Raw genomic sequence first — 26,666 nt, forward strand, 5'->3', positions numbered from 1 at the left:
GGGGAGGACCGCGGGTCCGGTGGGCCGCCGCCCGGGACCCGCGGTCTGGTCAGCGCCGCGGCGCCTTGCGGGTGGCGCGCAGCCACTCCTTGTTCATCGCGGCGATCGACGGCAGCGGGATGCCCTTCGGGCAGGCGGTCGCGCACTCGCCGGTCAGGGTGCAGCCGCCGAAGCCCTCGGCGTCCATCTGCGCGACCATGTCGAGCACCCGGGTCTCCCGCTCGGGCGCGCCCTGCGGGAGCACGTTGAGGTGGGTGACCTTGGCCGCGGTGAAGAGCATCGCCGAGCCGTTGGGGCAGGCCGCCACGCACGCCCCGCAGCCGATGCACTCGGCGTTCTCGAAGGCGAGGTCGGCGTCCGGCTTCGGCACCGGGGTGGCGTGCGCCTCGGGGGCGGCACCGGTGGGGGCGGTGATGTAGCCGCCGGCCTGGATGACCCGGTCGAAGGCGCTGCGGTCCACGACCAGGTCGCGGACGACGGGGAAGGCCTGCGCCCGCCACGGCTCGACGTCGAGCGTGTCGCCGTCGCTGAACGACCGCATGTGGAGTTGGCAGGTGGTGGTCCGCTCGGGCCCGTGGGCGTCGCCGTTGATGACGAGCGAGCAGGCGCCGCAGATGCCCTCGCGGCAGTCGTGGTCGAAGGCGACGGGGTCGTCGCCGCGCAGGATGAGCTCCTCGTTGAGGGTGTCCAGCATCTCCAGGAAGGACATGTCCTCCGAGATGCCGTCGACCTCGTAGGGAACCATCTCGCCGGGGGCGTCGGCGTTCTTCTGCCGCCAGACGCGCAGGGTGAGCTTCATGCGTAGCTCCGCTGGGTGGGGTGGACGTACTCGAAGACGAGGTCTTCCTTGTGCAGGACGGGGGCCTCGCCGGTGTCGGCGAACTCCCAGGCGGCGACGTAGCCGAACTCCTCGTCGCGGCGCTCGGCCTCGCCGTCGGGGGTCTGGGACTCCTCGCGGAAGTGGCCGCCGCAGGACTCGGCGCGGTGCAGCGCGTCGAGGCACATCAGCTCGGCGAGCTCCAGGTAGTCGACGATGCGGTTGGCCTTCTCCAGCGACTGGTTGAACTCCTCGCCGGTGCCCGGGACCTTGATCCGCCGCCAGAACTCCTCGCGGATCTGCGGGATGCGCTCCAGGGCCTTGCGCAGCCCCTCCTCGGTGCGGGCCATGCCGCAGTACTCCCACATCAGCTCGCCGAGCTCGCGGTGGAAGGAGTCGGGGGTGCGGTCGCCGTCGACCGCCAGCAGCCGCCGCAGCCGGTCCTCGGTCCCGGCCCGCACCTCGGCGACGGCGGGGTAGTCGTCGTCGAGGTCGCCGGTGTGGGGGTTGCGGGCGAGGTAGTCGTTGATGGTGGCCGGCAGGACGAAGTAGCCGTCGGCGAGGCCCTGCATCAGGGCGCTGGCGCCGAGCCGGTTGGCGCCGTGGTCGGAGAAGTTGGCCTCGCCGATCGCGAACAGGCCGGGGATCGTGGTCTGCAGGTCGTAGTCGACCCACAGCCCGCCCATCGTGTAGTGGACGGCGGGGTAGATCCGCATCGGCGTCTCGTACGGGTCCTCGGCGGTGATCCGCGCGTACATGTCGAAGAGGTTGCCGTACTTGGCCTCGACGGCGGCGCGACCCATCCGGGAGATGGCGTCGGCGAAGTCGAGGTAGACGCCCTGGCCGCCGGGGCCGACGCCGCGGCCCTCGTCGCAGACGTTCTTCGCGGCGCGGGAGGCGATGTCGCGGGGGACGAGGTTGCCGAAGGAGGGGTAGATGCGCTCCAGGTAGTAGTCGCGCTCGTCCTCGGGGATCTCGTTCGCCGGCCTGTCGTCGCCCTTGGCCTTCGGCACCCAGATCCGGCCGTCGTTGCGGAGCGACTCGCTCATCAGGGTGAGCTTCGACTGGTGGTCGCCGGTGCGCGGGATGCAGGTGGGGTGGATCTGCGTGAAGCAGGGGTTGGCGAAGTAGGCGCCCCGGCGGTGGGCGCGCCAGATCGCGGTCGCGTTGGAGTTCATGGCGTTGGTCGACAGGTAGAACACGTTGCCGTAGCCGCCGCTGGCGAGGACGACGGCGTCGGCGAAGTAGGTGTCAATCCGGCCGGTGACCAGGTCGCGGGCGACGATGCCGCGGGCGCGGCCGTCGACGACGACCAGGTCGAGCATCTCGGTGCGCGGGTGCAGCTCGATGTTCCCGGCGCCGATCTGCCGCTCCATCGCCTGGTAGGCGCCGAGCAGCAGCTGCTGGCCGGTCTGGCCGCGGGCGTAGAAGGTGCGGCTGACCTGGACCCCGCCGAAGGAGCGGGTGTCGAGCAGGCCGCCGTACTCGCGGGCGAAGGGGACGCCCTGGGCGACGCACTGGTCGATGATCTCGACGGAGACCTGGGCGAGCCGGTGCACGTTGGACTCCCGCGCGCGGAAGTCGCCGCCCTTGACGGTGTCGTAGAACAGGCGGTGGATCGAGTCGCCGTCGTTGCGGTAGTTCTTCGCGGCGTTGATGCCGCCCTGGGCGGCGATGGAGTGGGCGCGGCGCGGGGAGTCCTGGAAGCAGAACTGGACGACGTGGTAGCCCTGCTCGGCCAGCGTCGCGCCCGCGGAGCCGCCGGCGAGGCCGGTGCCGACGACGATGACGGTGTGCTTGCGGCGGTTGGCGGGGTTGACCAGCTTCGCCTCGAAGCGCCGGGTGTCCCAGCGCTCGGCGACCGGGCCCTCGGGGGCCTTCTCGTCGGTCAGGGGGGCGCCGGTGGTGTAGCGCGCGTAGGCGGTCATGTCAGTTCACCAATCCCGTCATGACGGCGACGGGGACGGAGACGAAGCCCAGGGTGAGCACCAGGGCGAGGGCGTTCGCGACGGCCTTCAGAGCGCGGTCGCGGGTGGCGTTGCCGGCGCCGAGGGTCTGCGCGGCGCTCCAGAAGCCGTGCCGGACGTGCAGGCCGAGGGCGGTGACGGCGGCGATGTAGACGACGTTGCCGTACCAGGTGGAGAAGGTGTCGACGACGTTGTCGTAGGGGTTGCCGTGCTCGAAGCCGCCGGGGTGGGCGGTGCCGGTGGTCAGGTCGAGGATGTGCCAGACGATGAACAGGGCGAGGATGATCCCGCCCCAGCGCATGGTGCGGGTCGCATAGCTCGCGCGGCGGCGCTTGTGCGCGTACGCGGTCGGGCGGGCCTTCAGGTCGCGGCGGCTGAGCTGGTAGGCGCAGACGCCGTGCAGGACGACGGCGGCGACGAGGGCAACGCGGACGATCCACAGTGCCCACTCGTGGTGCAGGAGGGGTTCGCCCATGGTGCGCAGCCAGTGCGCGTAGCCGTTGAAGTCCCCCTTGCCGAAGAAGATCTTCAGGTTGCCGAGCATGTGGGCGACCACGTAGGCGAGCATGACCAGGCCGCTGACGGCCATGATCACCTTCTTGCCGATGGTGGAGTCCCACAGCGTGCGGACGGCCGAGGGCCGCCGCGGTGGTGTGCCGGGGGGCGACTGTCCCTGCCGCCCCCGCCCCTGATCCGTACGTGCCTGGTCGCGCCCTCGGTCCGTACGCGTTGCCGATGCCATGTCTTTCACGGTAGGTACATCGGCACCAGAGATCCAAGACATGAATCAGGTGATGTCCATAGGGTCCGCCTATGCTGGGCCCATGCAGTTCCAACAGCTCCAGTACTTCGTGGCGGTCGCGGAGACCCGGCACTTCACCCGGGCGGCCGAGGCGGTGCACGTCGCCCAGCCGTCGCTGTCGCAGCAGATCCGGGCGCTGGAGCGGGAGCTGGGGGCGGAGCTGTTCAGCCGGGCGCGGGGCAACATCGCGCTCACCGACGCCGGGGAGGCGCTGCTGCCGCTGGCCCGGCGGATCCTCGCCGACGCGGACACCGCCCGGCAGGAGGTGGGCGAGGTCGCACAGCTGAAACGGGGGCGGGTGCGGCTCGGGGCGACGCCGTCGCTGTGCACCGGGCTGCTGCCGGACGTGCTGCGGCACTTCCACGACCGGCACCCGGGGGTGCGGCTGCTCATCGAGGAGGGCGGCTCGCACGACCTGGTGCGGGGACTGGCCCGCGGGGCGCTCGACCTGGCGCTGATCGTCCTCCCGCTGCCGTCGCCCGCGCCGGCGCTCACCACGCTGGAGTTGCTGCACGAGGACCTCGTCGTCGTCTCCTCGCCGGACTCCCCCGCCCCCGGGCGGGCGGGCACGGTCCGCGTCGCCGCGCTCCGCGACCACCCGCTCGTGATGTTCCGGCACGGCTACGACCTGCGGGACCTGACCGTCTCCGCCTGCCGGGCCGCGGGCTTCGAGCCGTCCTTCACCGTCGAGGGCGGCGAGATGGACGCGGTCCTCGGCTTCGTCCGCGCCGGCCTCGGCCTCGCGGTGGTGCCGCGGATGGTCGCCGAGCGCCCCGCGTCGGGGCTGCGGGTCACCCGCCTCGCCCGCCCGGGCCTGAGCCGCACCATCGCCCTCGCCCACCGCAGCGACGTGGCCCCTCCGCGGGCCGCGCGGGAGCTGCGGCGGATGCTGCGGTCGGTGGTGGAGGTGTAGGCGCGGGGTCGATCCCGGCGGGCTACGCGGCCGACTCCGCGTGCAGGGCGGTGAGGAGCCAGTCGTGCGCCGCGCCCGGGGTGGTGACCGACGGGCCCCAGAGGTCTGCCGCCAGGTCCCAGTAGCGGTCGATGCGGGGGTCGGCCGCCAGGGTGGCGGCGAGGCGGCGGCGGTAGTCCGGGGTGTCGCGCACGCCCGCGGCCGCGGCGTAGGCGGCGACGAAGCAGTCCAGGGCCTCCCCCGCGTGCGGCGCCGGTGCGCGGCGCATGGCGGCCGCGGCCAGGGCGTAGGCCTCGCCGAGGCCGGCGTAGAGGACGGCGGGGCGGCCGGGGCCGCGGTGGGCGGCGGGCCTGCCCCGGTCGCGGTCGCCGGGGCCGCAGGGGCTCGCGACGAGCGCGTGGAGGCGGGCGAAGGCGAGGACCTGGGCGGGAGTGGGGTCGGCGGGGATCCCGGGGACGGCCTGGTCGAGGATCTCCGACACCAGCCGGGCGGGCATCCGCGGTGGCAGCCACCGCCGCCAGAACCGCGCCACCGCGTCCGTACCGGGCACCGGCCCCACCGCGCCGACCAGCCGCAGCCGCTCGGCGCGCTCGCCCATCGGGCTGTCGTGGATCAGCCGCAGTGCCGCCTCGCGCCAGCGCAGGCCACGCAACTCCTCCTGCACCTGCCGGAGTTGTGCGCCCAGGGCCTCGCCCAGCGCGTCCTCCGCGTCCAACGCCCGCTCGACGGCGGGGACCGGCAGGTCGAGCGCCCGCAGCGACCGGATCTCCCGCAGGCGGTCCAACGCGTCGGGCCCGAAGCGCCGGTGGCCGCCACCGCTGCGGGCCGCCACGGGCAGCAGCCCGCGGTCGGCGTAGTAGCGCACGGTCTTGACGGTCACCCCCGCCCGCTCGGCGAGCTCCCCGATGCTCCACAGACCGTCCACTTGAACCTCCCGCTGGGGGAGTTCCTACCGTACCCGCGAGCCGGGACGGCCCGGCAGACGCCTGGAGGGAGAGCGGGATGACGGTGTTCGTGCTGGTCGCGGGGGTCCACACCGGGGGGTGGGTCTGGGAGGACACGGCGGCCCGGCTGCGCGCGGCGGGGGCGGAGGCGTACGCGGTGACCCTGACGGGGCTGGAGCGGGGCGCCCCGGGCGCGGCCGAGTGGGCGGCCGGGAGGGCGGGCCCGAAGAGGTCGGAGGCAGCCCGCGTGGGCCGTGCCGGCCCGGAGAGCGTATCCGGGCCGGGGCCCCGGGAGACGGGGCAGGCGGACCGGTCCGTCAGCGCGCACGCGCGACCGGACCGACTTCCGCCTGCGGAAGCGCCCTCGATGGGCCCGAGGAGCACGACCGCGGCGGGGCCGGGCGCGCGGACGACGGATCCGGCGGCCGAACGCCCCGGCCCCGCCGAGCCGTACGCCGCCGCACGCAACGCGCCGCCGGACGTCGACCTGGAGACCCACATCGCCGACGTGGTGGGGCTGATCGACGCGCTGGACGCTCCGGACGTCGTCCTCGTCGGGCACGGGTACGGCGTCCTGCCCGCGACGGGCGCGGCCGACCGGCGGCCGGGACGGGTGGCGCGGATCGTGTACGTCGACACCGCCCCGCCCGGGGACGGCGAACCGGCGCTCGCACTCCTCACCGTCGCCGGGCTCCGCGAGGAGGCGGCCCGCCTGGCCGGGCCGGGCGGCACGGACCGGCAGGGGCACGCCGGGCCGACGGCCGACCCGGCCGGACGGAACATGGAGCGCGGCGGGGAAGGCCCGCACGGCGAGACGGTCACGTCGCCCGCCGCCGTGCAGCGTCCCGCAGTGCTGCACGGTGACACCGACCGACCGGCCCACCCGGCGGCTTCGCACCCGGCGCCTTCACACCCAGCGGCACCGGGCTCTTCGGCCGCTCGCGAGGATTCGGCCCCCTGCGGCGTGCAGCCGCCCACGAAGGACGAGTGGCACCGGCACGGGAGCACCGACGGCCTCACGGACGGCGACCTGTCGCGGCTGAGCCGACGAGCCGTGCCGCACCCCGTGGCCACGCTCGTGCAGCCGCTGCGGCTCACCGGCGCGGCGGCGGGTCTGCCGACCACCGGCGTCCTGTGCACGGCCAACGGGTCGAGCATCGCACTGGTGGAGAACCTCGTGCGGATCGGCGAGCCGCGCATGGCCGCGCTGGCCCGCCCCGGGACGGGGTTCTTCGAACTGCCCACCGGACACTGGCCGATGCTGTCCGCACCGGGCGACCTCGCCCGCCTGCTGGTGCGGGCCGCGGCCGACGAGGGCCGGCGGATCGCCGCGCCGGGCGGTGAACTCCCGCCGCACCTGCGGCCGTTCGTCCTCGATCCGCCGGTCGCGCCCCGCGAGCGGATCGGGCGCGTCGACCTGCACCTGCCCGGCGCGGACGGCCCCCGCCCCGCGATCGTCCTCGTGCATGGCGGCCCGGTGCCCGAGACGGCGCGACCGACGCCGCGGGAGTGGCCCGGCTACCTGGGCTGGGCCCGTCTCGCGGCGAGCCTCGGCGCGGTGGGGGCGGTGCTGGACCACCGGCTGCACGGGCCGGCCGACCACGAGCGCGCCGCCGCGGACGTGGCGGCGGCGGTGGCGACCGTACGCGCGCACCCGGGCGTGGACGGCGACCGGATCGCGCTGTGGTACTTCTCCGGCGGCGGACTGCTCGCCGCCGAGCCGCTGGCGGACCCGCCCCCGTGGCTGCGCTGCGTCGCGGCGTCGTACCCGGTGCTGGCCCCGCTGCCCGGCTGGGGCATGTCCGACTCCCGGTTCCGCCCGGCGGAGGCGATCGGCCGCGCGGGCCGGCTGCCCGTCGTCGTGACCCGCGTCGGCCGGGAGCTGCCGGAGATCGCGGCGACCGTCACCGCGTTCCTGGCGGCGGCGACCGCCTGCGGGGCGCACGTCGAGGTCGTCGACGTGCCGGAAGGGCACCACGGCTTCGAGACGGTCGACCGCACCGAGGAGGCGCGTGACGGCGTCCGGCGGGCGATGCGCGCCGTCCTCGGCCACCTCGAAGCGGCAGGTTCATGACATCTGGGACAACCGGCCGCGCCCGTCAGCTCGCGTCGACCAGGGACAGGGCGTGGAGCTGGTCCGCCGGGCCGGGGCGGGCGTAGTACCAGCCCTGGGCGGTGTCGCAGCCGAGGAGGCGGAGCTGCTCGGCCTGCGCGCCCGTCTCGACGCCCTCGACGGTGACGGCGAGTTCGAGGCTGTGCGCGAGCGAGACGATCCCCTCGACGATCTTCACGTCGACGGGATCCGGGGGGTGCTGCTGCATGCCGATCGTGAAGGACCGGTCGAGTTTCAGGACGCTGACGGGGAGCCGCCGCAGGTTGGCGAGGTTGGAGTAGCCGGTGCCGAAGTCGTCCAGCGCGATGTCGACGCCCATCTCCGCCAGCCGGCGCAGCGGCTTCAGGAGGTCCTCGTCCGCGCCGATCAGCGCGCTCTCGGTGATCTCCAGGCAGAGGGCGGAGGGTTCGAGCCCGGCGCGCTGGAGGGTGTCGACGGTGTCGGCGACGAGGCGCGGGTGGTGCAGCTGGTGCGGCGAGAGGTTGACGTTGAGCCGCAGCGGGCCCTCGATCGCGTGGTCGAGCTGCCAGGCGCGGGCCTGCCGGACGGCCTGGTCCATCACCCAGCGGCCGAGCGGGACGATCAGCCCGGTGTGCTCGGCCAGCGGGATGAACCGGTCGGGACCGAGCACCCCGTGCTGGGGGTGGGACCAGCGGACGAGCGCCTCGGCGCCGTGCACCCCGCCGTCGTCGAGCCGGACCAGCGGCTGGTACTCGATGAAGAACTCGCCGCGCTCCAGGGCCGCGGGCAGCGCGGTGGTGAGCCCGTGCCGGGTGATCGCGCGCGCGTCGGCCTCGGCGTCGGCGAGCTCGAAGCGGTTCCCGCCGGCCGCCTTGGCCCGGTACATCGTGATGTCGGCGCTGCGCAGCACCTCCGCCGCCCCGCGCTCGCCGCCCGCCGGGCCCTCGACGATGCCGATGCTGCCCCGTACGGACAGTTCTCGGCCCTCGATGCGGACCGGCGCGGAGAGGGCGTGCAGGATGCGGCCGGCGAGCTCGTCGACCGCGGCGGCGGTGTCGCTGCCGGTGGTGAGGGCCACGAACTCGTCGCCGCCGAGCCGGGCGACCATCTCGCCCGGCGCGGTGGCGCAGGCCTGCAGCCGGTCGGCGACCTCCACGAGCAGCTGGTCGCCGGCGGCGTGGCCGAGGCTGTCGTTGATGGTCTTGAAGCCGTCGAGGTCGAGGTAGCAGAGCCCGAAGCGGCGGCCGTCGCCGGCGGCCAGCGCCTTCTCCAGGCGCTCGAAGAACAGCGTCCGGTTCGGCAGCCCGGTGAGCGCGTCGTGCGTGGCCTCGTAGCGCAGCCGCAGGTTGAGCAGCCGGCGCTCGGTGGTGTTCTCCATCAGGGCGAGCTGGTACTGCGGGTTGCCCTCGTGGTCGCGCAGCAGCGACACGGTGAGGTTGGTCCACAGGACGGTGCCGTCGAGCCGGTAGAAGGGCTTCTCGACGCTGAAGTGCTCGCGTTCACCGCGCACCAGTTCGGTGTACTGGCGCCAGACGCCGGGCGCGTCGTCCGGGTGCGTCCAGTCGGTGACCCGCTTTCCGCGCATGGCGTGCGAGGGGACGCCGAACATGCGCACCATGGCCTCGTTGACCTCGACGATGGAGCCGTCGAGGGTGGCGATCCCGATGCCGATCGCCGCGTCCTCGAACACGGTCCGGAAGCGGGCCTCGCTGGCGTGCAGCGCGGCGGCGACCTCGTGGTGGGCGGAGAGCGCGGCCCGCGAGATGGACTCCTGCTCGCTGCGGGTGCGGTCGCGCAGCGCCTGGGCGAAGCCGGCCGCGACCGCGTGCTGGAGGCGGGCGCTGCGGTGGCGGTTCTCCTCCGCGTCGCGGCCGTCACCGGGCCCGCAGTAGAGGACGAGGTAGGCGTCGACGACGTCGAGCGTGCGGCTGAGCGCGTCGGGGTCCGTGCAGTGCGCGGCGATCAGCGCGGCGCCGACCTGCCGGGCCTCCTCCGGCGCGAACGTGCGCCGCACCAGCCCCTCCCGCAGCTGGCGGGCGAGCGGGAGGAGGAGCTCCTCCAGCTCGGCGCGGGTCAGCGACGACGCGGTCACGGGGAAGACCGCCCGGCTCCATATGACGGCGAACCGCCTGAGTCTGTCCTCGGCCTCGGCGGTGTCCGCCGCGGGCCCCACCGATCCCGGGGTCACGCCTTGCGCCCCACACCGGCGTATCCGGAGAAGGCGAAGGGGTCCTCCAGCTCGACGGGCGACTCCGGCCGCCACAGCGGCATCTTCACCAGCCCGGGCTCGACCAGCTCGAAGCCGGTGAAGAACCGTTCCACCTCCGAGGCCGGCCGCATGACGAGCGGGTTGCGGATGTCGTTGTAGACCTTGACCGCCCCGTCGACCTCCGAGGGCGGGACCGGGACGGTCTCGGAGGACGCGTGCGACAGGATCAGCAGGCTGCCGGGGGCCAGGCCGTCCCGCAGGGCCGCGACCGCGCCGTAGGGGTCGTCGGAGTCCTCGACGAAGTGGAGGACGGAGACCAGCATCAGCGCGACCGGCTGCTTCAGGTCGAGCAGTTCGCCGACCTCGGGCGAGTCCAGGATCTCCTGCGGCCTGCGCAGGTCGGCGGCGAGCACGGTGGCGTCGTCGCGGCCCTGGAGGACCGCCTTGCTGTGCGCGACGGCCACCGCGTCGTGGTCGACGTAGACCACCCGGGAGTCCGGGTCGCCCTGGTGGGCGACCTCGTGGACGTTGCCGAAGGTGGGGATGCCGGAGCCGATGTCGAGGAACTGGGTGACGCCCTCGGCGAGCGCATAGCGGACGGCGCGGTGCATGAACGCGCGGTTCGCCTGCATCACCTTCGGCAGGCCCGGCACGAACTCCATGGCCCGCCGCGCGGCTTCCCGGTCCACCTCGAAGTTGTGCGAACCGCCCAGGTAGAAGTCGTAGATACGGGACACGCTCGGCACGGATATGTCGATGCCCTGCGGCGCCCAGGCGGGTCGCTCCATGTTTCTCTCCCACGCTTCCGCGATCCGGTGTTCGAGGCGAAGGCTACTTACCACTCCTGCAACAGGGCGAGGGAAAACGGAAATTGGTGATCCTGACTGCGTCACACCCGGCCGTACTGACCCTGGTCCCGGGCCCTCCCGCACGTCGCTCCGGCCCCCGGGAGCACGGGGCCGGCCCGCGACCACTGGGAGGGTGTGGTCGCGGGCCGGGAGGCTCGCCGGGAGAGGAGACCTCCCTACTTGGTGGCTCCGACGAGCTTGCCCTCGGGGGTGACGGCGTACCAGGTGCCGCCGACGCCCTGCCCGTTGGTCTCTCCGGGGTTCTGGTCGCCGGCGTAGGTGTAGAGCGGCCAGCAGTCGATGGTCTGCTGCTTGAGCCCGTCGGGACGGTTGAAGGTCACGTAGCCCTTCTGGGAGATGCCATCGGTGTCGCCCTTCGCGACGGGCTCGACGACGGGCCAGTTGTCCAGGCAGTCGTCGACGCAGGCCGTCTTCATCGGCCAGGCCGAGTCCTTCTTGAACCGGTAGACGGTCATGCCGTTCTTGTCGACGACGATCTCGCCGAGCTTCGGGTCGTTGCGCGTCGAGAGGCCGGGCAGGTCGCCCGCGGCCTCGGCGTCCTCCGCGCCGCCCTCCTCGGCCGCGCCGTCCTCCGCGCCGCCCCCGCCGCTCGCCGCCGCCTTCTTGCCCTCGGGCGAGGAGGCGAACCAGGTGCCGCCTACGCCCTGGCCCTTCACGTCCCCGGGCTCCTTGTCCTCGGCGTAGCGGTACATCGGCCAGTCGCCGACGGTGAGCTGCTTGGTGCCGTCGCTGCGCGTGACCTCGCCGAGGAGGGACTCGTCCACGCCGGGGGCGGCCGTGACGTCGCCGGCGGCGACCACGGGCCATGCCTTGGCGCAGTCACCCTCGCAGGTGGACTTCGGCGGCTTGGCGGTGTCCTTGTCGAAGCGGTAGAGCGTCATGCCGTTGCTGTCGGTCAGCACCTTGCCGAGTTCCTTGCTGTTCAGGACCGCGAGCTGGCCGGCCGGCTCCGCCTTGGCCGCAGCGCCGCCACCGCCCCCGTAGTCGTACCCGCCGTCCTGGGCCGGCTGCTGGACGGCGTTGCCGACCGACTGGCCGTTGGTGCTCTCGCCGCCCTGGTCCTGACCGCACGCCGTCGTCAGGACCAGCATCGCCGCCGCGGAGACCGCGAGTGAGGCGTTCCGCCAGGTGTTCATCGTCAACTCCATTGGGCTTGCGAGGTTGTGTCGAGACCGGCCGTCGGCCGCCCCGTCGCGTCTGGCCCTAGGTACGGGCGGACGGACGGGGGGTGTTCAACGCGCGGGGAAGTTTTTTCGCGGGATGCGGTTTCGGGGCGTCAAAGCACGTCCCGACCTCCTCCCTCCTTCGTGGGACTTCGCCGCGGATCCCGGCGAGCCGTCCTGCGGGGGCGCCGATGATCCCTCTCGTGCACGCATCGGAACGACCTTGTCCGCTTGATCGCCCCCGCGCGCCGGCCGCCCGCCGGTGGGCGGCCGCCGGCGTCCTCGCGCTCGCGCTGCTCGGCTCGGCGCCGCCGGCGCGGGCCGACGCGTGCGCGTTCGTGGGAGGCGGCCCGGACGGGCGGCCGGTCGCGGTCGCGGTGGCCGGGGACTGCCCGACGCCCGAACCGCCGCCACCGCCGTCGCCCACTCCCCCGCCGCCGGAGCCGCCGCCGGAGCCGACGCCCGCGCCGCGCCCCGAGCCGACCCCGGAGCCGACGCCCACGCCCTCCCCCGCTCCGGCCCCTCCGCCCGCCCCGGCCCCCCGGCCCACACCCCCGCCCGAGCCCCAGCCCGAGCCCGTCCCGCCGCCCGTGCGGCCGGCCCCCACTCCCCCGCCGCCCCCGCGCGCACCCGCGCCGCCCCCGCCCGTGGGCGCCACGCCCCCACCGCCCGCGCCCCCGCCGGCCCCCGCGCCGCGGCCCGCGCCCACCGCCTCACCGCGGCCGGTCGCGATCCCCACGTACCACAAGGCCGTCCGTCAGGTGCCGCGCGGCGGCACGTCGACGACGACGTTCGTCCTGCTCATCATGGCCCCCGCGGTGTTCGCGGTCGCCGCCCTGCGTCCCCGCTGACCCCCGGAGATCCCCCATGTCGGAATGGCTCGTCCTCAGCATCGCGATGGCCGCCGCCTGCGCCGTCGTCCTGACCATCGCCGTCCTCAAACAGCGCCGGGCCGGCGCGGCCGACGTCCCCGACGAGACGCCGGACGTCATCGAGTACATGACGATGATGATCGGCGTGGTCTACGCGATCGTCCTCGGCCTCGCGATCGCCGGCGTCTGGGAGGGGCGGGGCGCGGCGCAGGAGCACGTCCGCTTCGAGGCGCAGGCGCTGTACGAGGTGGACCGGCGCGCGGAGGTCTACCCGGTGGAGGTGCGGGAGCGGATCCGGGCCGACGTCGACGCGTACGTGGCGCACGTCGTGGACTCCGAGTGGCGGACGATGGCGGACACCGGACAGCTCTCCGCGAAGGGCACGGCGCTGCTGGAGAAGGTCCGGCGGGACGTCACGGACTACGTGCCGCGCACGGACCACGAGGGGCAGGCGTACCAGCCGCTGGTCGACCAGGTGGCGGCGGCGGACGAGGCGCGCAACGCCCGTGGGCAGTCGGCGAGTTCGACGATGCCGGGGGTGGTGTGGTTCGGGCTGGTCATCGGAGCCCTGGTCACCGTCGGCATGGTCTTCGCCCTGCAGATCCGGAACTCGCCGCGGGAGCTGCTCCTGGCGGGGCTGTTCTCCGCGCTGATCGCGTTCCTGCTGTTCCTGATCTGGGACTTCGACTCGCCGTTCAGCCGTGGCCTGGCGGCGACGGCCGACCCGTTCCTGACGCTCTTCCCCGATGTGGCGAGGACATGACGCCGTAACCCCGTTGTCAGTGGTCGCGTCTAGTCTTCGGACATGACTTCGCATCAGGTGTCACCCGAGTCCCGTCCCGCCACCCCCGTCCGCCCCGCGGCGGCCGTCAACGAGGAGATCCGCGCGCTCTGGCTGCGCGGACCCGGCCATCTCACCGGAGAACGCCGGCAGCACTACGAAGAGCTGGTCGCGGAGTGGGCGGCGGCCGTCCGGGCGGAGGTGGTCACGGCGGCGTGAGCGGGGGCCGGCTCCCCCCCGTCGGGAGAGCCGGCCCCGGCCGGTTCAGCGCGCCTCGGCCTCCCAGGGCCCCCGTTGCTACCGCGGGGTGGGATCGGGGGCGGGCCCCGTTCCCGTGCCGTGCCAGGAGTTCCAGAGCGCCGCGTACGCGCCGCCCGCCGCGACGAGTGCGTCGTGCGGGCCGACCTCGACGAGTCGGCCCTCGGCCATGACGGCGACCCGGTCGGCGTCGTGGGCGGTGTGCAGCCGGTGGGCGACGGCGATGACCGTGCGGCCGGCGAGGACGGCGGCCAGGGCGCGTTCGGTGTGGCGGGCGGTGGCGGGGTCGAGGAGCGCGGTGGCCTCGTCGAGGATCAGGGTGTGCGGATCGGCCAGGACGACCCGGGCGAGGGCGAGCTGCTGGGAGTGGGCGCCGTCCAGGCGGTGGGCGTGCGGGCCGAGTTCGGTGTCGAGGCCGCCGGGCAGTTCGTCGGCCCAGTCGGCCCCGACGGCGTGGAGCGCGGCCCGCAGCCGGTCGTCGGTGGCGTCGGGAGCGGCGAGGACCAGGTTGTCGCGCAGCGTGCCGAGGAAGACGTGGTGCTCCTGGGTGACCAGGACGACCTGCCGGCGCGGCCGCTCCGGACCCAGCTCGGCGAGCGGGACGCCGCCGACGGTCACCGACCCGGCGGACGGCGCGTCGATGCCCGCGAGCAGCCGGCCGAGGGTCGTCTTGCCCGCGCCGGACGGGCCGACGACCGCGAGCCGTTCGCCGGGGCGGACGGTGAGCGAGACGTCGTGCAGGACGTCCGGGCCGCCGGGGTAGGCGTAGCGGACGCCCGTGACCTCGATGCGGTCGTCGGCGGGGGCGCGGTCGGCGGCGGCCTCGGTGGTGGGCGCCTGCGCCAGGCCCTCGACGCGGGCGAACGCGGCGCCGCTGCTCTGCAGTTGCTCGACGCCCTGGAGGATCACGTTGAGCGGGTCGTCCATCTGCCGCAGGTACAGGGCCGCGGCGACGACCGCGCCGAGGGCGAGCGTTCCGTTCTCGACCAGCGGTGCGCCGACGAGCAGCACGGCGGCGAGTGGCGGGACGAACGCGCTGTCGACGACGGGGAAGAGGACGTTGCGCAGGAACAGGGTCCGCATGCGGGTGCGGCGGGACGCGGCGACGGCCGTCGCGCACGCCTCGATCCGCCGGCCCTCCAGGCCGAGGGCGGCCACCGTGCGCGCTCCGGCGGCGGTGGCGGCGAGCACCTCGGCGACCGCTGAGTTGGCGGCGCCCTCGTCCAGGTAGGCGTCCCTGGCGCGGCGGAGGTACCAGCGGGCGACGCACCAGGCGAGGAGCAGCCCGAGGAAGCTGCTCGCCCCGAGCACCGGGGCGACGACGAAGACCGCGCCGACGACGAGGACCAGTTGCACGCAGGCGATCAGGATGTCGGGGGCGGCGTCGCGGAGGGTCGTGCCGACGAGGTCGACGTCGGCGGTGCCGCGGGCGGCGAGGTCGCCGGTCCCCGCGCGTTCGACGGTGGAGGGGGGCAGCGCGAGCGCGCGGTCCACGAACCGTTCGCGGATCCGGGCCGCGGTGCGCTCGCCGAAGCGGTGGCCGAGGTACTGGGCGTATCTGACCAGCACGAACTGGAGCAGGGCGAATCCGAGGAGGGCGAGGGCGAACCGGTCGACGTCCCGGGTCCCGGCGCCCGCCTCGATCCGGTCGATCATCCGGCCGAGGAGGAACGGGCCGACGAGTCCCGCGGCGGCGGCGAGTCCGTTGAGGACGAGCACGACGGAGAAGGCGCGGCCGTCCCGCCGGACGAGGGACCAGGCGGCCCGGCGGACGTGCGGCCGGTCGGCGACGGGCAGCGGGGAGGTCATCGCGGGAGCTCCTCGGCGTGGTGGCGGGCCGGCGGGACGGGAGCCGGCCCCACCGCCTCGTCGGGCTCCGCCTCGCGCGCCACCAGCGCGCGGTAGCCGGGCTCGGCGCGCAGGAGGCCGCCGTGGGTGCCGGTCGCGGCGACGCGTCCGTCGGCGAGGTAGTGGATGGTGTCGGCCTGTTCGAGGACGAGCGGCGAGGACGTGGTGACCAGGGTGGTGCGCCCGGCCCGCGCGGTGCGCAGCCGCGCGGCGACAGCCGCCTCGGTGTGCGCGTCGACGGCTGAGGTGGGTTCGACGGCCAGCAGCGTCTCGGGGTCGGCGAGCAGTGCGCGCACGAGCCGGACCCGCTGGCGCTGGCCGCCGGAGAGGTTGCGGGCCTGCGCGTCGACCGGGGCGTCCAGGCCGGCCGGGAGCCCGGCCACGACGTCCTGGGCGGCGGCCGTGCGGAAGGCCGCGGCGACGGTCTCCTCGTCGAGTTCCGCGGGGTCGGTCCGACCGGCGACGACCTCGCGGAGGGTGCCGGCGAACAGGTCGGCCTCGTTGTCGGCGACGAGGATGCGGGCGCGGACCTGGGGAAGGTCGAGGCCGTCGAGGCGCAGACCGCCCCAGGTGGCGTCGGAGGGGGCGAACCGGCCGAGGCGGTTGACGACGGCGGCGGCGTCGGCGGGGCGGGCGGTGACGAGCGCGGTGAGCCGGCCGGGGAGCAGCTCGACGCCGGACTCGGGGTCGTACAGGACGGCCGGCCCGGCGGGGGCGTCGATCGGCGCCGACGTGCCGTCCGGGTCGCCGGAGTCGTCCGCGCGCAGACGCAGGAAGTCGGTGATGCGCCGGGCGGCGACGAGGCCGCGGGTGATCTGCCCGCCGCACTCGATGAAGAAGAAGACGGGGATCACCAGGACGGCGACGTACCCGTAGACGGAGACGAGTTCGCCGACGCTGATCTCGCCGCGGGCGGCCATCCGGGCCGCGGGCCAGGTGACGGCGGCGACGAACAGGGCGGGCAGCCCGACGCCGAGCGCCTGGATCCAGCTGTTGACCGCGCCGACCCGGTAGCCCTCGGCGCGGGTGGCGTCCGAGGCCGCGCGGTAGCGGGCGGCGCAGAGCTCCTTGCCGCCGAGTCCGTTGAGGACCCGCAGTCCGGCGACGAGGTCGGCGATGCGGGCGGTGAGCGCGCCCTGCCGCTCGCGGTAGCCGCGCTCGGCGGACTCCAGCCGCCCGAGGAGCGGGCCGAGGAGCAGGACGATGACGGGCACGCCGAGCAGGACCATGACCGTGAGCAGCGGCGAGACGGCGTACAGGAGCCCGGCGACGAGGAAGTAGGCGAGGAACGAGCCGACGCCGGGCCCGACGACGGTGAGCGCCGAACTGACGCGCTGCACGTCGGTGATGCCGATGGCGACCACCTCGCCCGCGCTGACGTGCCGGGTGAGCGCGCCGCCGAGCCGGGTCGACTGCCGGACGACGGCCCCGACGGTGCGGAAGGTGGCGTCCATGCGGATGTGGGTGAGCGTGCGGTGCCGCAGCATCCCGACGAGTCCGGTCACCACCCCGGACACCGCGAGCACCCCCGTCCAGGCGTACAGCGCGCCGGAGTCGCCCGCCCGCAGCCCGTCGTCGATCGCCCGCGACAGCAGGTACGGCGGAAGGGTGAGACCGGCCATCCACAGGGTGCCGAGCACGGAGGCGGTCAGGACCCGGCGGAGCTGGCGGTGGGCCAGCCACCACAGGTAGCGCGCGGGGCCGCGCTGTTCGGGTTCCTCGGACCGCGCCGTCGCCGTGATCACCTCACCGACCCTATCGGCGGCCCCCGCGGGGGGAACCCGGATTTCCGGCTCCCCATCCGCCGTCCCGCGACCGCTCGTCGTACCACTCGTCGCCCCGTTCGACCGCTGGTCGCCCCCGCGGTGCCCGCCAGGTGTGCACGTCGTCCGGGATGCGCTCGTATACGGCCTGTGGCGGACGTCACAGCGCGACAGGAGCCGAGGGAGAGGGAGTCGACGGTGGGCACCAGGACGGAACGGCGGACCGACGAGCGGGCGCTGGCCGAGCTGCAGCGCGAACACGGCCGCGCGCTGCACTCGTTCCTGCTGGGGCTCACCCACGGGGACCGGATGCGGGCGGAGGACCTGGCGCAGGAGACGTACGTCCGCGTCTGGCAGCACCCGGAGGCGATGGACACCGCGCACGACTCGATGCGGCCGTGGCTGTTCACGGTCGGCCGGCGGCTCGCCATCGACGCCCGGCGGGCCCGGCAGGCGCGGCCGTCGGAGGTGGCGGCGGTGGAGCCGGAGGACGCCCGGGTCCGCGCGGACCATTCCGACCACGCCGACCGCGCGGCGGCCGCCCTCGACGTGCGCGAGGCCGTCCGCACCCTGCGGCCCGAGCACCGCGACGTCCTGGTGCAGGTGTACTTCCGCGGGGCCAGTGTGGCGGAGACCGCGGCCGCGCTCGGCATCCCCGAGGGCACGGTCAAGTCGCGGGCGTACTACGCTTTGCGGGCACTGAGGAACATACTTCCGGAGTACGCGGTCGACCTGCGGTGAAACTCGGCGGAGGTTCAAGGGTTGGCAAAGCGCCTTGCCCCGGACCCCCGTTGAGTAATCGGCTACTTCCATCCGTGTTCTGCCATGAGGACAGTCGGAGGAAGGCGAGTCGGCATGTTGCCCAACAGCTCGAACGAACAGAACAGCACCAGCGGCGGCGAACTCGCGGTGCCGATGGCGTGGATGTACGCCGAGTACATCGCCGATGAGCTGCTGCGCACCGGTGACCTGATGCCGCCGACCACCTTCGAGTTCCGGGCGGGGCGGGACGCGCTCGCGCTGACGATCTTCCTGGAGGACTCCGAGGGCGAGCTCTCCGGCATCCGTGTCGTCTCCCAGCTGGAGTGCTGGCTGGCGCTGACGGCCTACGACCAGCCCTGGCGGTCCTGGGTGCTCGAACGGCTCGCCCGCCGAGAGGCGGAGGTGCGGGAGTCGGGCGGGCCCGCCGGACCGGACCTGGAGCTGGCCCGGGCGGCCTGGCGGTGGCTGCAGGAGACCGAGCTGCTGGCCGCCGACCTGGACGCGGTGACGCTGCCGGGCGGGCCGCCGCCGGACGAGGACGACGGACCGAAGGTGTGGACCCCGGCCTGGCGGCTGGGGCTGCCGCTCGGCCACCTGGCGATCCACCTGTTCTGACCGTGCGACGGCCTGCGGGGATCGCCCGCACGGACCTGACGTCGCGTCAGGAGTGCACGCCCGCCCGGTACTTCGGCACCCGCACCGTGATCTTCATGCCCGCGTCCTGCCCGGTCTCGATGACCAGCCCGTAGTCGTCGCCGAAGACCTGCCGGAGCCGCTCGTCGACGTTCAGGAGGCCGACCCCCGCCGACGGGCCGCCCTCCCCGCGCAGGATGCGCCGCAGGCGCTCGGGGTCCATGCCGCCGCCGTCGTCCTCGATGACGACCTCCGCCTCGCTCCCCGCGTCCTGGGCGCTGAGCGTGATCCGCAGCGGCGGCCCGGACGGGGCGGCGGCCCCCTCCAGACCGTGCTTGACGGCGTTCTCCACCAGCGGCTGGAGGCAGAGGAACGGCAGGGCGACGGGCAGCACCTCGGGGGCGATCTGCAGCCGCACGGACAGCCGGTCGCCGAACCGCGCCCGCACCAGCTCCAGGTACTGGTCGATGGAGTGCAGTTCGTCGGCGAGCGTCGTGAACTCGCCGTGCAGCCGGAAGGAGTAGCGGGTGAAGTCGGCGAACTCCAGGAGCAGTTCGCGGGCCCGCTCGGGGTCGGTGCGGACGAACGAGGCGATGGCGGCGAGCGAGTTGTAGACGAAGTGCGGGGAGATCTGCGCCCGCAGCGCCTTGACCTCCGCCTCCGCTACCCGGGTGCGGGAGAGGTCGAGGTCGGCGAGTTCGAGCTGGACGGAGATCCAGCGGGCGACCTCGTCGGTGGCCCGCGCGAGGACGGCGGACTCGCGGGGCGCGTAGGCGACGAGCGCGCCGAGGACCCGGCCGTCGACGACGAGCGGGGCGGCCACCGCCCAGCGCAGCGGGCACTCCAGGTCCGCGCAGGAGCTGTCGTGGGCGGCCTGCCGGCCGGTGTCGAGGAGCCCGGCGAGCTGCGGCATGACCCCCGCCGCGTGGTGGTGTCCCGAGCCGTCCCAGGCGAGGACGGCGGACCGGTTCGTCAGGCACAGCGCGTCCGTGCCGAGCAGGGTCCGCAGCCGGCGGGCGGCCTTGCGGGCGGTGTCCTCGGTGAGCCCGGCCCGCAGCGGGGGCGCGGCGAGGGAGGCGGTGTGGAGCGTCTCGAAGGTGGCGCGCTCGACGGGGGTGCCGACGTCGCTGCGGCCGTCGGGCGAACGGGCGGCGCGCCGGCCGAGGAGGAAGCCGCCGGCGAGCAGCAGCGGGCAGAGCGCGAGCAGCACGGCGGCCGCGATGCCGGTCATCGCGGGCTCCGGGGGCTCCGGGGGCTCCGGGGGCTGCGCGGGCGCCGCGGGCGGCGCGGGCCGGTCACGACAGCCGCCGGGTGAGCGACTCGGGCAGGTGCAGCCGGGTCATGGTGGCGCTGGTGTGCGGGGGCACGGCGTGCGGGGTGGCGAGCGAGACGAGGACCATGGCGAGGAAGCCGACCGGCACCGACCAGACGGCCGGCCAGGCGAGCAGCGTGTGCAGCCAGCCGCCGCGCACGACTCCCCCGACGGTGAGCGCGACCGCGACCAGCGCCGATCCGCCGCCGAGCAGCAGCCCGGCGATCGCGCCCGGCGGGGTGAGCCGCCGCCACCAGATGCCGAGGACGAGCAGCGGGCAGAACGAGGACGCGGACACGGCGAACGCCATCCCGACCGCGTCGGCGACCGGCACCCCGCTCACGAGGAGCGCCCCGCCGAGCGGGAACGCCGTGGCGAGGACGGTGGCGAGCCGGAAGTGCCGCACCCCCTTCGCCGGCAGCACGTCCTGGCTGAGCACCCCGGCGACCGCCATCGTCAGCCCGGAGGCCGTGGACAGGAACGCGGCGAACGCGCCCCCGGCGACGAGCGCGCCGAGGAGGTCGCCCCCGATGCCGTCGACGACCTGTGAGGGCAGCAGCAGGACGGCGGCGTCGGCGTCCTGGCCGGGGTCGAGGCCGGCCGCGTAGACCCGGCCGAGGGCGCCGTAGACCGGCGGCAGCAGGTAGAAGCCGCCGATCAGGGCGAGGACGGCGACGGTGGTGCGGCGGGCGGCGCGGCCGTCGGGGCTGGTGTAGAACCGCACGACGACGTGCGGCAGGCCCATGGTCCCGAGGAAGGTCGCGACGATCAGCCCGTAGGTGGCGTAGAGCGGGTGGTCGGCGCGGCTGGTGGCGAGCGCCTGGGAGGAGCCGGTCGCGTCGGCGGCCCGGTGCAGGTCGAACCCGCCGGCGGGCGAGCCGTCGCCGCGCCAGGCGAGGACCAGGAACGCGGCGGGGACCAGCAGCGCGGTCAGCTTGAGCCAGTACTGGAAGGCCTGCACGAAGGTGATGGACCGCATGCCGCCGGCGGCGACCGCCGCGACGACGACCACCGCGACCAGCGTCCCGCCGAGCCAGCGCGGGGCGCCGGTGAGGATCTCCAGGGTCAGCCCGGCCCCCTGGAGCTGCGGGACCAGGTACAGCCACCCCGCGCCGACGACGAACACGCTCACCAGCCGGCGCACCGCCGTCGACTCCAGCCGGCCCTCGGCGAAGTCCGGCAGGGTGTACGCCCCGGAGCGCCGCAGCGGGGCGGCGACGAAGAGCAGCAGCACCAGGTAGCCGGCGGTGTACCCGACCGGGTACCAGAGCATGTCGGGGCCGTGCACGAGGACCAGGCCCGCGATGCCGAGGAAGGAGGCGGCCGAGAGGTACTCGCCGCTGATCGCCGCCGCGTTGAGGCCGGGGCGCACCGTGCGCGAGGCGACGTAGAAGTCGGAGGTGGTGCGGGAGATCCGCAGCCCGAACCCGCCGATGAGGACGGTGCTCAGGACGACCGCGGCGACGGCCGGGACGGCGTAGTTCTGGTTCACGTCGACCGCGCTAACGCCCGCGGACCAGGCGCGCGAAGTCCCGTTCGTTGCGCTCGGCGCGGCGGACGTACCACCAGGCGGTCAGGACCAGCGGCGGGTAGACGCCGAAGCCGAGCACCGCCCAGACGACGGTCGCGTTGCGCAGCGCGGCGAAGACCAGCGGCAGGGTCACCACGACGAGCGCGAGGACGGCGAACGCGGTGAGCCCGGCGCGCAGCTGGCTGCGCATGAGGGAGCGGACGTAGGCGGCGCCGAGGACGGTCTGCTCGTCGATCTCGGACTGGGTGCGGTGGCCGGGCAGCGCGCGCACCTGGCGCGGGACGCCGGTCACCGTCTCGCGGCGGGGTGCGGGGTCTGCGGACACGGGCCGGAGTGTACGCAGGCCGGGGCGGGCGGCGACAGGGGCGGGGGCGGGCGGCTCAGCGGGCCCGGGTCCGGCGCATCAGCAGGTCGCGCACCTCGCGCGCGTGCCGCCGGCTGACGGCGAGCACGACGTCGCCGAGCCGTACGCTCATCGCGCCGCCGTCGACCCGCAGTTCGTCGATGCGGTGCAGGGCGACGAGGTGGCTGCGGTGGATCCGCACGAAGCCGCGGTCCTGCCAGCGCTCCTCCAGGGTGGAGAGCGGGATGCGGACCAGGTGGCTGCCGTCGGCGGTGTGCAGCCGGGCGTAGTCGCCCTGCGCCTCGGCGTGGACGATTCGGTCGATGTCCACGAACCGGGTCACGCCGCCCAGTTCGACGGGGATCTGGTCGCCGGCCGGCCGCGGCAGGGCCCGCAGCTCCGCGACCCGGCGGACGGCCTCGGCGAGCCGTTCGCGGCGGACGGGCTTGAGGACGTAGTCCACCGCCTTGAGGTCGAAGGCGCGGACGGCGAAGCCCTCGTGGGCGGTGACGAAGACGATGGGCGGCGGGTCCAGGAAGCCGGCGAGCAGCCGGGCGACATCCAGTCCGGTCAGTCCGGGCATCTGGATGTCGAGGAAGATCACGTCGAGCGCGGCCTCCGGCGGGCCCTCGACGGCCCGTCCGATGCGCCGCAGCGCCTCGGTCGCGTCCGTGGCGCCCTCCGCGCTCCGCACCCGCGGGTCGTCGCGGAGCAGGTAGAGCAGCTCGGCGAGGGCGGGCTCTTCGTCGTCGACGGCCAGTACGCGCAGCATGCGGACGGAGTTTAGGGGGTGTCCGACGGATCCTGCCCGTGGTCGTGGTGCCGGACGCAGATCGGAAGCCCGATCCCAGCCGGGCCAGATCCGCCGGACACCCCCAGGGGCTTCGGACCGTAGTTGAGTGATTCCGGGGCGGCACGCGTAAGGAGGGGTGGGCGCCCCGGGTGGGGCGTCCGGTTTCCGAGACGCAATCCATGGCACAGGGACGTACCCAGGATGACGGCATGAGGTCCCCCGAGCGGGAGCGGCACCACGACGTCGGCGCGTACGCGCTCGGCGTCCTCGACCGGGCGGAGGTCCTCCGCTTCGAGGAGCACCTGGCACGGTGTCCGGCGTGCACGGCACGCCTTGGCGAACTACAGGAGCTGGCAAGGGAGTTGGCCACGCTCGCGCCGGTCCCCGAGACGCCGCGGCGACCGCCGGACGGGCGGCTGCGGGCGACCGTGCGGCGGGCCCGCAGACGGCGGCGGGCCGGGCTGCTGGCCGCGGTCGCCGTGCTCGCCGTCGGTGTGCCCGCGGCGACGCTCGCGGCGGTCCCGCCGGCCGTGGCCTCCGCGTCCGTGACCGCGCACCCGCGGGCCTGGGGCGGCACGGACATCGACGTCACCGTCCGCCATGTCCGCTCGGCGTCGGCCTGCTCCCTCGTCGCCGTCGGCCGCGACGGGTCCCGCGAAACGGTCGCGACGTGGTCGGCGCGCGACGGAGCGGAGGTGACGGTGCAGGGGGGTACCTCGATGCCCCGCGACGGCATCGACCACTTCGAGGTGAGCACCCCGGACGGCCGTCGGCTCCTGACGGTGCCACCCCCTTCCGGCCCGGCCGGCGTCTGAGGCCGGGGGCGCAGCCCGGCACGGGGGTGCAGGGCCCCCGCCTCAACGGTGCGGGCGGGGCCGGGTGTCCACGGAGGCGCCGGCGGGACCGGCGAAGGGCGCGACGCGGCGCAGGAGGAGCAGGGCGACGTCGTCGTCGTTGCGGCCGCCGAGGACGTCCTCGCAGAGGCGGTCGGCGAGTTCCTGGAGGTCGTGCGGGCCCTCGTCGACGAGGCGGTGCACCAGGCGGACGCCGTCGTCGAGGTCGGCGCCCGGCTGCTCGACGAGGCCGTCGGTGCACAGCAGCAGCGTCGCGCCGGGGTCGAGGACCACGGTGGTGACCGGGTAGTCGAGCGCCCCGAACTCCGCGGAGAGGCCGAGCGGGAGCCCGCCCGGCACGGCGACCCGGCCGCAGGGGCCGTCCGCGGGGCGCAGGAACGGGTCGATGTGACCGGCCCGGACGAGCCAGGCGAGGCCCGCTCGCAGGTCCACCTGGGCGTAGGTGCAGGTGGCGAAGCGGTCGGTGTCCAGCTCGTTCAGGAAGACCGAGGCGCGGGCGACGACCTCGGCCGGTCCGTGCCCCTCGGCCGCGTAGGCGCGCAGCACGATCCGGAGCTGTCCCATGACGGCCGCCGCGTCGGTGTCGTGGCCCTGGACGTCCCCGATGACCGCCCCGAACCGGCCGCCGGGCAGCGGGATCAGGTCGTACCAGTCGCCGCCGATGTCCCGGCCGAACCGGGCGGAGCGGTAGCGGACGGCGATCTCCGCCCCGGGCACGTCGGGGATGCGGCGCGGCAGCATCGCCTGCTGGAGCCCCTCGGCGAGGTCCTTCTCCTGCTCGTAGAGCATCGCCCGCATCAGGCTCTGCCCGATGCTGCTGCCGAGCGCGACCAGGACGTTGCGCTCGTCGGTGGTGAAGCCCGTCTTGCCGCGGAAGAGCAGCCCGAACGCGCCGATGGGCCGGGCCTGGGCGATGAGCGGCAGGTAGGCGGCCGAGGAGACGTCCAGGTGGGTGATCTTCGACCACAGGCCGGGGTAGGACGCGGCGAACTCCTCCCGGCTCTCGATGAACCGCGGCGCGAGCGTCCGCACCGCCTCGCTCATCGGGTACGGCTCGTCGATGCGGGTCAGCTCGGTGCCGGGCACGAACCCGCTCTGCCGGTCCTCCGCGACGAGCCGGATCCGGTTGCCCTCGACCAGCCCCATGACGAGGCTGGCCGCGCCGAGCCGGGAGAGTCCGCCGAGGTCGCGCAGCACGTCGATGACGTCCCGCACCGTGCGCGCGTGCGCGAGCGCCGCCGTGGTGCCCTGCACGATGCCGGCCTGCCGGAGGCTCTCGGCGTCCTGTTCGAACCGGGCGGCGGAGTCCGCGAGTTCCAGGGTGGCGTCGCGCACGATGCCGATGATCCGGTGCGGCCGTCCGTCGGCCGCCCGGCGCACGGAGCCCTGGGTGTGGGTCCAGCGCAGGGAGCCGTCGCGGCGGCGGATGCGGAAGTACGCCCCGTAGCGGTCGGTGCCGCTCTTGAGCGCCCGGGAGACGACGCCGTCCAGGCGTACGGCCTCGTTCGGCGGGACGCGGGAGGCGAGGGTCGCCGGCCGGTCGTCGTATTCGTCCGCACGCAGGTCGAACACGCGCAGGGCAGCGGAGTCGAGGTGCATGAGGCCCCGGTCGAGGTCCCAGTCGAAACCGCCCATGTCGTTGAGGGCCAGGCTCAGGTCCGGGTGGGCGGGCCAGTCGTCCGGAACTGACAGGGCCCTCTCCTCCCGTTCGCCCATGGGCTCACTGTGACACCGTTCGCCCCCTGCCGCGATCGGACCGCCGCTCACTACGGTGGGGCGCATGACGACCTGGGAGACGAGCACCGCAGGGGACATCGCCGCCGCCGTACGGGAGGGCCGGGCCGTCCCGCGGCAGGTGGTGGCCGACCGGCTCGCCCGGATCGAGCGGCTCGACGGCCGGATCGGCGCCTTCCGCACGGTCCGGGCGGCGGCCGCGCTCGCCGAGGCCGACGCGGTCGCCGCCCGGCCCGACCTGGACCGGCTCCCGCTGGCCGGGGTGCCGGTCGCGGTCAAGGACAACGTGCCGGTGCGGGGCGAGGCGACCCGCTCCGGCTCCGCCGCCACCTCCGCGGCCCCCGCCTCCGCCGACCATCCGGCGGTCGCCCGGCTGCGGGCCGCCGGCGCGGTCGTGGTCGGCCTGACGAACGTGCCGGAGCTGTGCGTCTTCCCCACCACCGACGGCCCCTACGGCACCGCCCGCAACCCCTGGGACCTGCGCCGGACCGCAGGCGGCTCCTCCGGCGGCGGCGCGGCGGCCGTCGCCGCGGGCCTGGTCCCGCTGGCGCTCGGCAACGACGGGCTCGGCTCGCTGCGCATCCCCGCGGCGAACTGCGGGGTGGTCGGCTTCCGGGCCGGCCACGGCGCGGTCCCCTCCGGGCTGGGGGCAAGCTCCTGGTTCGGGATGGCGGAGAACGGTCCGCTGGCCGGGACAGCGGAGGACGCCCGGCTGATGTACGCCGTCCTCGCGGGCGAGCCGGCGCAGGACCCCGCCCCGGCCTCGCTGCTGCGCGTCGCGCTGTCCGTCCGGAGCCCGATGCCCGGGCTGCGGGTCGCGGGCGCCTGGACCACGGCGGTCGAGGAGGCCGCGAAGGTCCTCACGAAGGCCGGCCACGAGGTGGTGCCCGCCGAGCCGCCCTATCCGGCCTGGCTGGGCGCGGCCGCCCTGGCCCGCTGGACGGCCGGGACGGCGGAGGACGCCGCCGGGCTCGACCCCGCCCTCCTCGCGCCCCGCACCCGCCGCCACGCGGCCGCCGGCCGCCTCGCCGCCCGCGCCGGGCTGCTGCGCACCGACCACCGGGCCCGGCTGCGCGCGGTCATGGACCCGTTCTTCGAGCGGTACGACGTCCTGCTCACGCCCGCCCTCGCCCGCCGCGGCCCGCTCGCCGCGGACTCGGCGGGCCGGGGCTGGGCGGACCGCGGCTGGCTGCCGAACCTGGTCGACAGCGCCCGCTACGCGCCGATGTCCGCGGTCTGGAACATCGCCGGGTGGCCGGCCCTCTCCGTGCCGTTCGGCCGGCTCGGCAGCGGGGCGCCGTGCGCGGTGCAGCTGGTGGGGCGGTCGGGTTCGGAGCACCGGCTCCTGGACCTGGTCCGGCAGATCGAGGAGCTGCGGCCCTGGACGCGGCTGGCCCCGGTCGGCTGAACGCGCCGCCGGGGCC

Annotated in this window: 22 protein-coding genes and 1 pseudogene; 9 read left to right on the plus strand and 14 right to left on the minus strand. The window is 75.0% G+C overall.

Annotation, left to right across the window (positions count from 1 at the left end; all coding sequences use genetic code 11):
• Positions 1-49: 49 nt before the first annotated feature.
• The 3 genes from ACFWEG_RS11070 to ACFWEG_RS11080 are packed head-to-tail and all read right to left on the minus strand — an operon-like array spanning position 50 to position 3,526.
• Positions 50-799: a succinate dehydrogenase/fumarate reductase iron-sulfur subunit gene (locus tag ACFWEG_RS11070; protein WP_387212135.1), complete on the minus strand. Its 750-nt coding sequence runs from the start codon at positions 797-799 to the stop codon at positions 50-52.
• Positions 796-2,745 (minus strand): fumarate reductase/succinate dehydrogenase flavoprotein subunit, encoded by a 1,950-nt coding sequence (locus tag ACFWEG_RS11075; protein ID WP_387212138.1) that lies wholly within the window; start codon positions 2,743-2,745, stop codon positions 796-798. Before ACFWEG_RS11075 ends, ACFWEG_RS11070 begins: the two co-directional genes overlap by 4 nt.
• Before the next feature lies 1 nt (position 2,746).
• On the minus strand, positions 2,747-3,526 hold the full coding sequence (locus tag ACFWEG_RS11080; protein ID WP_387212141.1) for a succinate dehydrogenase: 780 nt from the start codon (positions 3,524-3,526) through the stop codon (positions 2,747-2,749).
• Positions 3,527-3,608: 82 nt separating this feature from the next.
• Between ACFWEG_RS11080 and ACFWEG_RS11085 the strand changes: the two genes are divergently transcribed.
• Positions 3,609-4,499 carry a LysR family transcriptional regulator gene (locus ACFWEG_RS11085; RefSeq protein ID WP_387212144.1) on the plus strand — a complete coding sequence of 297 codons (891 nt, stop codon included), beginning with the start codon at positions 3,609-3,611 and terminating at the stop codon, positions 4,497-4,499.
• A gap of 22 nt (positions 4,500-4,521) precedes the next feature.
• Here ACFWEG_RS11085 and ACFWEG_RS11090 read toward each other — a convergent pair whose 3' ends face one another.
• Positions 4,522-5,415, minus strand: a complete 894-nt coding sequence (locus ACFWEG_RS11090; protein ID WP_387212197.1) for a MerR family transcriptional regulator — start codon at positions 5,413-5,415, stop codon at positions 4,522-4,524.
• Between the two features lie 395 nt (positions 5,416-5,810).
• On the opposite strand from ACFWEG_RS11090, the gene ACFWEG_RS11095 reads away from it, so the two are divergent.
• On the plus strand, positions 5,811-7,517 hold the full coding sequence (locus tag ACFWEG_RS11095) for an alpha/beta hydrolase (protein WP_387212147.1): 1,707 nt from the start codon (positions 5,811-5,813) through the stop codon (positions 7,515-7,517).
• Between the two features lie 25 nt (positions 7,518-7,542).
• On the opposite strand, the gene ACFWEG_RS11100 is transcribed toward ACFWEG_RS11095, so the two are convergent.
• From ACFWEG_RS11100 to ACFWEG_RS11110, 3 genes are all read right to left on the minus strand, one after another.
• A complete protein-coding gene (locus ACFWEG_RS11100) occupies positions 7,543-9,705 on the minus strand; it encodes a putative bifunctional diguanylate cyclase/phosphodiesterase (protein WP_387212150.1) in 2,163 nt (720 codons plus the stop codon).
• Positions 9,702-10,514 carry an SAM-dependent methyltransferase gene (locus ACFWEG_RS11105; protein ID WP_387212153.1) on the minus strand — a complete coding sequence of 271 codons (813 nt, stop codon included), beginning with the start codon at positions 10,512-10,514 and terminating at the stop codon, positions 9,702-9,704. The genes ACFWEG_RS11100 and ACFWEG_RS11105 overlap by 4 nt, the downstream gene beginning before the upstream one ends.
• A 236-nt stretch (positions 10,515-10,750) precedes the next feature.
• Positions 10,751-11,731 (minus strand): SCO0930 family lipoprotein, encoded by a 981-nt coding sequence (locus ACFWEG_RS11110; protein ID WP_387212156.1) that lies wholly within the window; start codon positions 11,729-11,731, stop codon positions 10,751-10,753.
• 674 nt (positions 11,732-12,405) lie between these two features.
• Between ACFWEG_RS11110 and ACFWEG_RS11115 the strand changes: the two genes are divergently transcribed.
• From ACFWEG_RS11115 to ACFWEG_RS11125, 3 genes are read left to right on the plus strand one after another with little or no spacing between them, the layout of a single operon-like run.
• Positions 12,406-12,609 (plus strand): hypothetical protein, encoded by a 204-nt coding sequence (locus ACFWEG_RS11115; RefSeq protein WP_387212159.1) that lies wholly within the window; start codon positions 12,406-12,408, stop codon positions 12,607-12,609.
• A 16-nt stretch (positions 12,610-12,625) separates the two neighbouring features.
• A complete protein-coding gene (locus tag ACFWEG_RS11120; protein WP_387212162.1) occupies positions 12,626-13,393 on the plus strand; it encodes a DUF4239 domain-containing protein in 768 nt (255 codons plus the stop codon).
• A 42-nt stretch (positions 13,394-13,435) separates the two neighbouring features.
• Positions 13,436-13,630 (plus strand): hypothetical protein, encoded by a 195-nt coding sequence (locus ACFWEG_RS11125; protein WP_387212164.1) that lies wholly within the window; start codon positions 13,436-13,438, stop codon positions 13,628-13,630.
• A gap of 78 nt (positions 13,631-13,708) precedes the next feature.
• Here ACFWEG_RS11125 and ACFWEG_RS11130 read toward each other — a convergent pair whose 3' ends face one another.
• Both ACFWEG_RS11130 and ACFWEG_RS11135 read right to left on the minus strand, forming a co-directional pair.
• A complete protein-coding gene (locus ACFWEG_RS11130; protein ID WP_387212167.1) occupies positions 13,709-15,478 on the minus strand; it encodes an ABC transporter ATP-binding protein in 1,770 nt (589 codons plus the stop codon).
• Complete coding sequence (locus ACFWEG_RS11135) at positions 15,475-17,262, minus strand: ABC transporter transmembrane domain-containing protein (protein ID WP_387212170.1); 1,788 nt, start codon at positions 17,260-17,262, stop codon at positions 15,475-15,477. The genes ACFWEG_RS11130 and ACFWEG_RS11135 overlap by 4 nt, the downstream gene beginning before the upstream one ends.
• A 216-nt stretch (positions 17,263-17,478) precedes the next feature.
• Between ACFWEG_RS11135 and ACFWEG_RS11140 the strand changes: the two genes are divergently transcribed.
• Together ACFWEG_RS11140 and ACFWEG_RS11145 are read left to right on the plus strand one after the other, a co-directional pair.
• Positions 17,479-18,021, plus strand: coding sequence for a sigma-70 family RNA polymerase sigma factor (locus ACFWEG_RS11140; RefSeq protein WP_387212173.1), 543 nt, complete (start codon positions 17,479-17,481; stop codon positions 18,019-18,021).
• Between the two features lie 114 nt (positions 18,022-18,135).
• Entirely contained in the window at positions 18,136-18,657 is a 522-nt protein-coding gene (locus ACFWEG_RS11145) for a hypothetical protein (RefSeq protein ID WP_387212176.1), read from the plus strand.
• A gap of 46 nt (positions 18,658-18,703) precedes the next feature.
• Here ACFWEG_RS11145 and ACFWEG_RS11150 read toward each other — a convergent pair whose 3' ends face one another.
• From ACFWEG_RS11150 to ACFWEG_RS11165, 4 genes are all read right to left on the minus strand, one after another.
• Positions 18,704-19,906 (minus strand): sensor histidine kinase, encoded by a 1,203-nt coding sequence (locus ACFWEG_RS11150; protein ID WP_387212179.1) that lies wholly within the window; start codon positions 19,904-19,906, stop codon positions 18,704-18,706.
• 64 nt (positions 19,907-19,970) lie between these two features.
• On the minus strand, positions 19,971-21,479 hold the full coding sequence (locus tag ACFWEG_RS11155; RefSeq protein ID WP_387212182.1) for a cation acetate symporter: 1,509 nt from the start codon (positions 21,477-21,479) through the stop codon (positions 19,971-19,973).
• Between the two features lie 10 nt (positions 21,480-21,489).
• The gene (locus tag ACFWEG_RS11160; protein ID WP_387212201.1) at positions 21,490-21,789 is read right to left on the minus strand and encodes a hypothetical protein; all 300 of its coding nucleotides are present in this window, start codon (positions 21,787-21,789) and stop codon (positions 21,490-21,492) included.
• A gap of 109 nt (positions 21,790-21,898) precedes the next feature.
• Positions 21,899-22,633, minus strand: a complete 735-nt coding sequence (locus tag ACFWEG_RS11165) for a LytR/AlgR family response regulator transcription factor (protein WP_387212185.1) — start codon at positions 22,631-22,633, stop codon at positions 21,899-21,901.
• A 230-nt stretch (positions 22,634-22,863) separates the two neighbouring features.
• On the opposite strand from ACFWEG_RS11165, the gene ACFWEG_RS11170 reads away from it, so the two are divergent.
• Positions 22,864-23,469, plus strand: a complete 606-nt coding sequence (locus ACFWEG_RS11170) for a zf-HC2 domain-containing protein (RefSeq protein ID WP_387212188.1) — start codon at positions 22,864-22,866, stop codon at positions 23,467-23,469.
• Between the two features lie 78 nt (positions 23,470-23,547).
• Here the strand turns inward: ACFWEG_RS11170 and ACFWEG_RS11175 are convergent.
• Positions 23,548-25,224: pseudogene (locus ACFWEG_RS11175) on the minus strand (SpoIIE family protein phosphatase); the annotation flags it as partial.
• Positions 25,225-25,288: 64 nt separating this feature from the next.
• On the opposite strand from ACFWEG_RS11175, the gene ACFWEG_RS11180 reads away from it, so the two are divergent.
• Positions 25,289-26,650 carry an amidase gene (locus tag ACFWEG_RS11180; RefSeq protein ID WP_387212191.1) on the plus strand — a complete coding sequence of 454 codons (1,362 nt, stop codon included), beginning with the start codon at positions 25,289-25,291 and terminating at the stop codon, positions 26,648-26,650.
• Positions 26,651-26,666: the final 16 nt, after the last annotated feature.

Origin of the sequence: Streptomyces sp. NPDC060194 (assembly GCF_042728285.1) — a bacterium.
Taxonomy (GTDB): Bacteria; Actinomycetota; Actinomycetes; order Streptomycetales; family Streptomycetaceae; genus Streptomyces.

What these genes read in the sequence shown, in the direction of transcription:
- ACFWEG_RS11070 (WP_387212135.1), bottom strand. Translation starts at nt 799, where the DNA reads ATGAAGCTCACCCTGCGCGTCTGGCGGCAGAAGAACGCCGACGCCCCC.
- ACFWEG_RS11075 (WP_387212138.1), bottom strand. Translation starts at nt 2,745, where the DNA reads ATGACCGCCTACGCGCGCTACACCACCGGCGCCCCCCTGACCGACGAG.
- ACFWEG_RS11080 (WP_387212141.1), bottom strand. Translation starts at nt 3,526, where the DNA reads ATGGCATCGGCAACGCGTACGGACCGAGGGCGCGACCAGGCACGTACG.
- ACFWEG_RS11085 (WP_387212144.1), top strand. Translation starts at nt 3,609, where the DNA reads ATGCAGTTCCAACAGCTCCAGTACTTCGTGGCGGTCGCGGAGACCCGG.
- ACFWEG_RS11095 (WP_387212147.1), top strand. Translation starts at nt 5,811, where the DNA reads ATGGGCCCGAGGAGCACGACCGCGGCGGGGCCGGGCGCGCGGACGACG.
- ACFWEG_RS11105 (WP_387212153.1), bottom strand. Translation starts at nt 10,514, where the DNA reads ATGGAGCGACCCGCCTGGGCGCCGCAGGGCATCGACATATCCGTGCCG.
- ACFWEG_RS11110 (WP_387212156.1), bottom strand. Translation starts at nt 11,731, where the DNA reads ATGAACACCTGGCGGAACGCCTCACTCGCGGTCTCCGCGGCGGCGATG.
- ACFWEG_RS11120 (WP_387212162.1), top strand. Translation starts at nt 12,626, where the DNA reads ATGTCGGAATGGCTCGTCCTCAGCATCGCGATGGCCGCCGCCTGCGCC.
- ACFWEG_RS11125 (WP_387212164.1), top strand. Translation starts at nt 13,436, where the DNA reads ATGACTTCGCATCAGGTGTCACCCGAGTCCCGTCCCGCCACCCCCGTC.
- ACFWEG_RS11130 (WP_387212167.1), bottom strand. Translation starts at nt 15,478, where the DNA reads ATGACCTCCCCGCTGCCCGTCGCCGACCGGCCGCACGTCCGCCGGGCC.
- ACFWEG_RS11145 (WP_387212176.1), top strand. Translation starts at nt 18,136, where the DNA reads ATGTTGCCCAACAGCTCGAACGAACAGAACAGCACCAGCGGCGGCGAA.
- ACFWEG_RS11150 (WP_387212179.1), bottom strand. Translation starts at nt 19,906, where the DNA reads ATGACCGGCATCGCGGCCGCCGTGCTGCTCGCGCTCTGCCCGCTGCTG.
- ACFWEG_RS11165 (WP_387212185.1), bottom strand. Translation starts at nt 22,633, where the DNA reads ATGCTGCGCGTACTGGCCGTCGACGACGAAGAGCCCGCCCTCGCCGAG.
- ACFWEG_RS11170 (WP_387212188.1), top strand. Translation starts at nt 22,864, where the DNA reads ATGAGGTCCCCCGAGCGGGAGCGGCACCACGACGTCGGCGCGTACGCG.
- ACFWEG_RS11180 (WP_387212191.1), top strand. Translation starts at nt 25,289, where the DNA reads ATGACGACCTGGGAGACGAGCACCGCAGGGGACATCGCCGCCGCCGTA.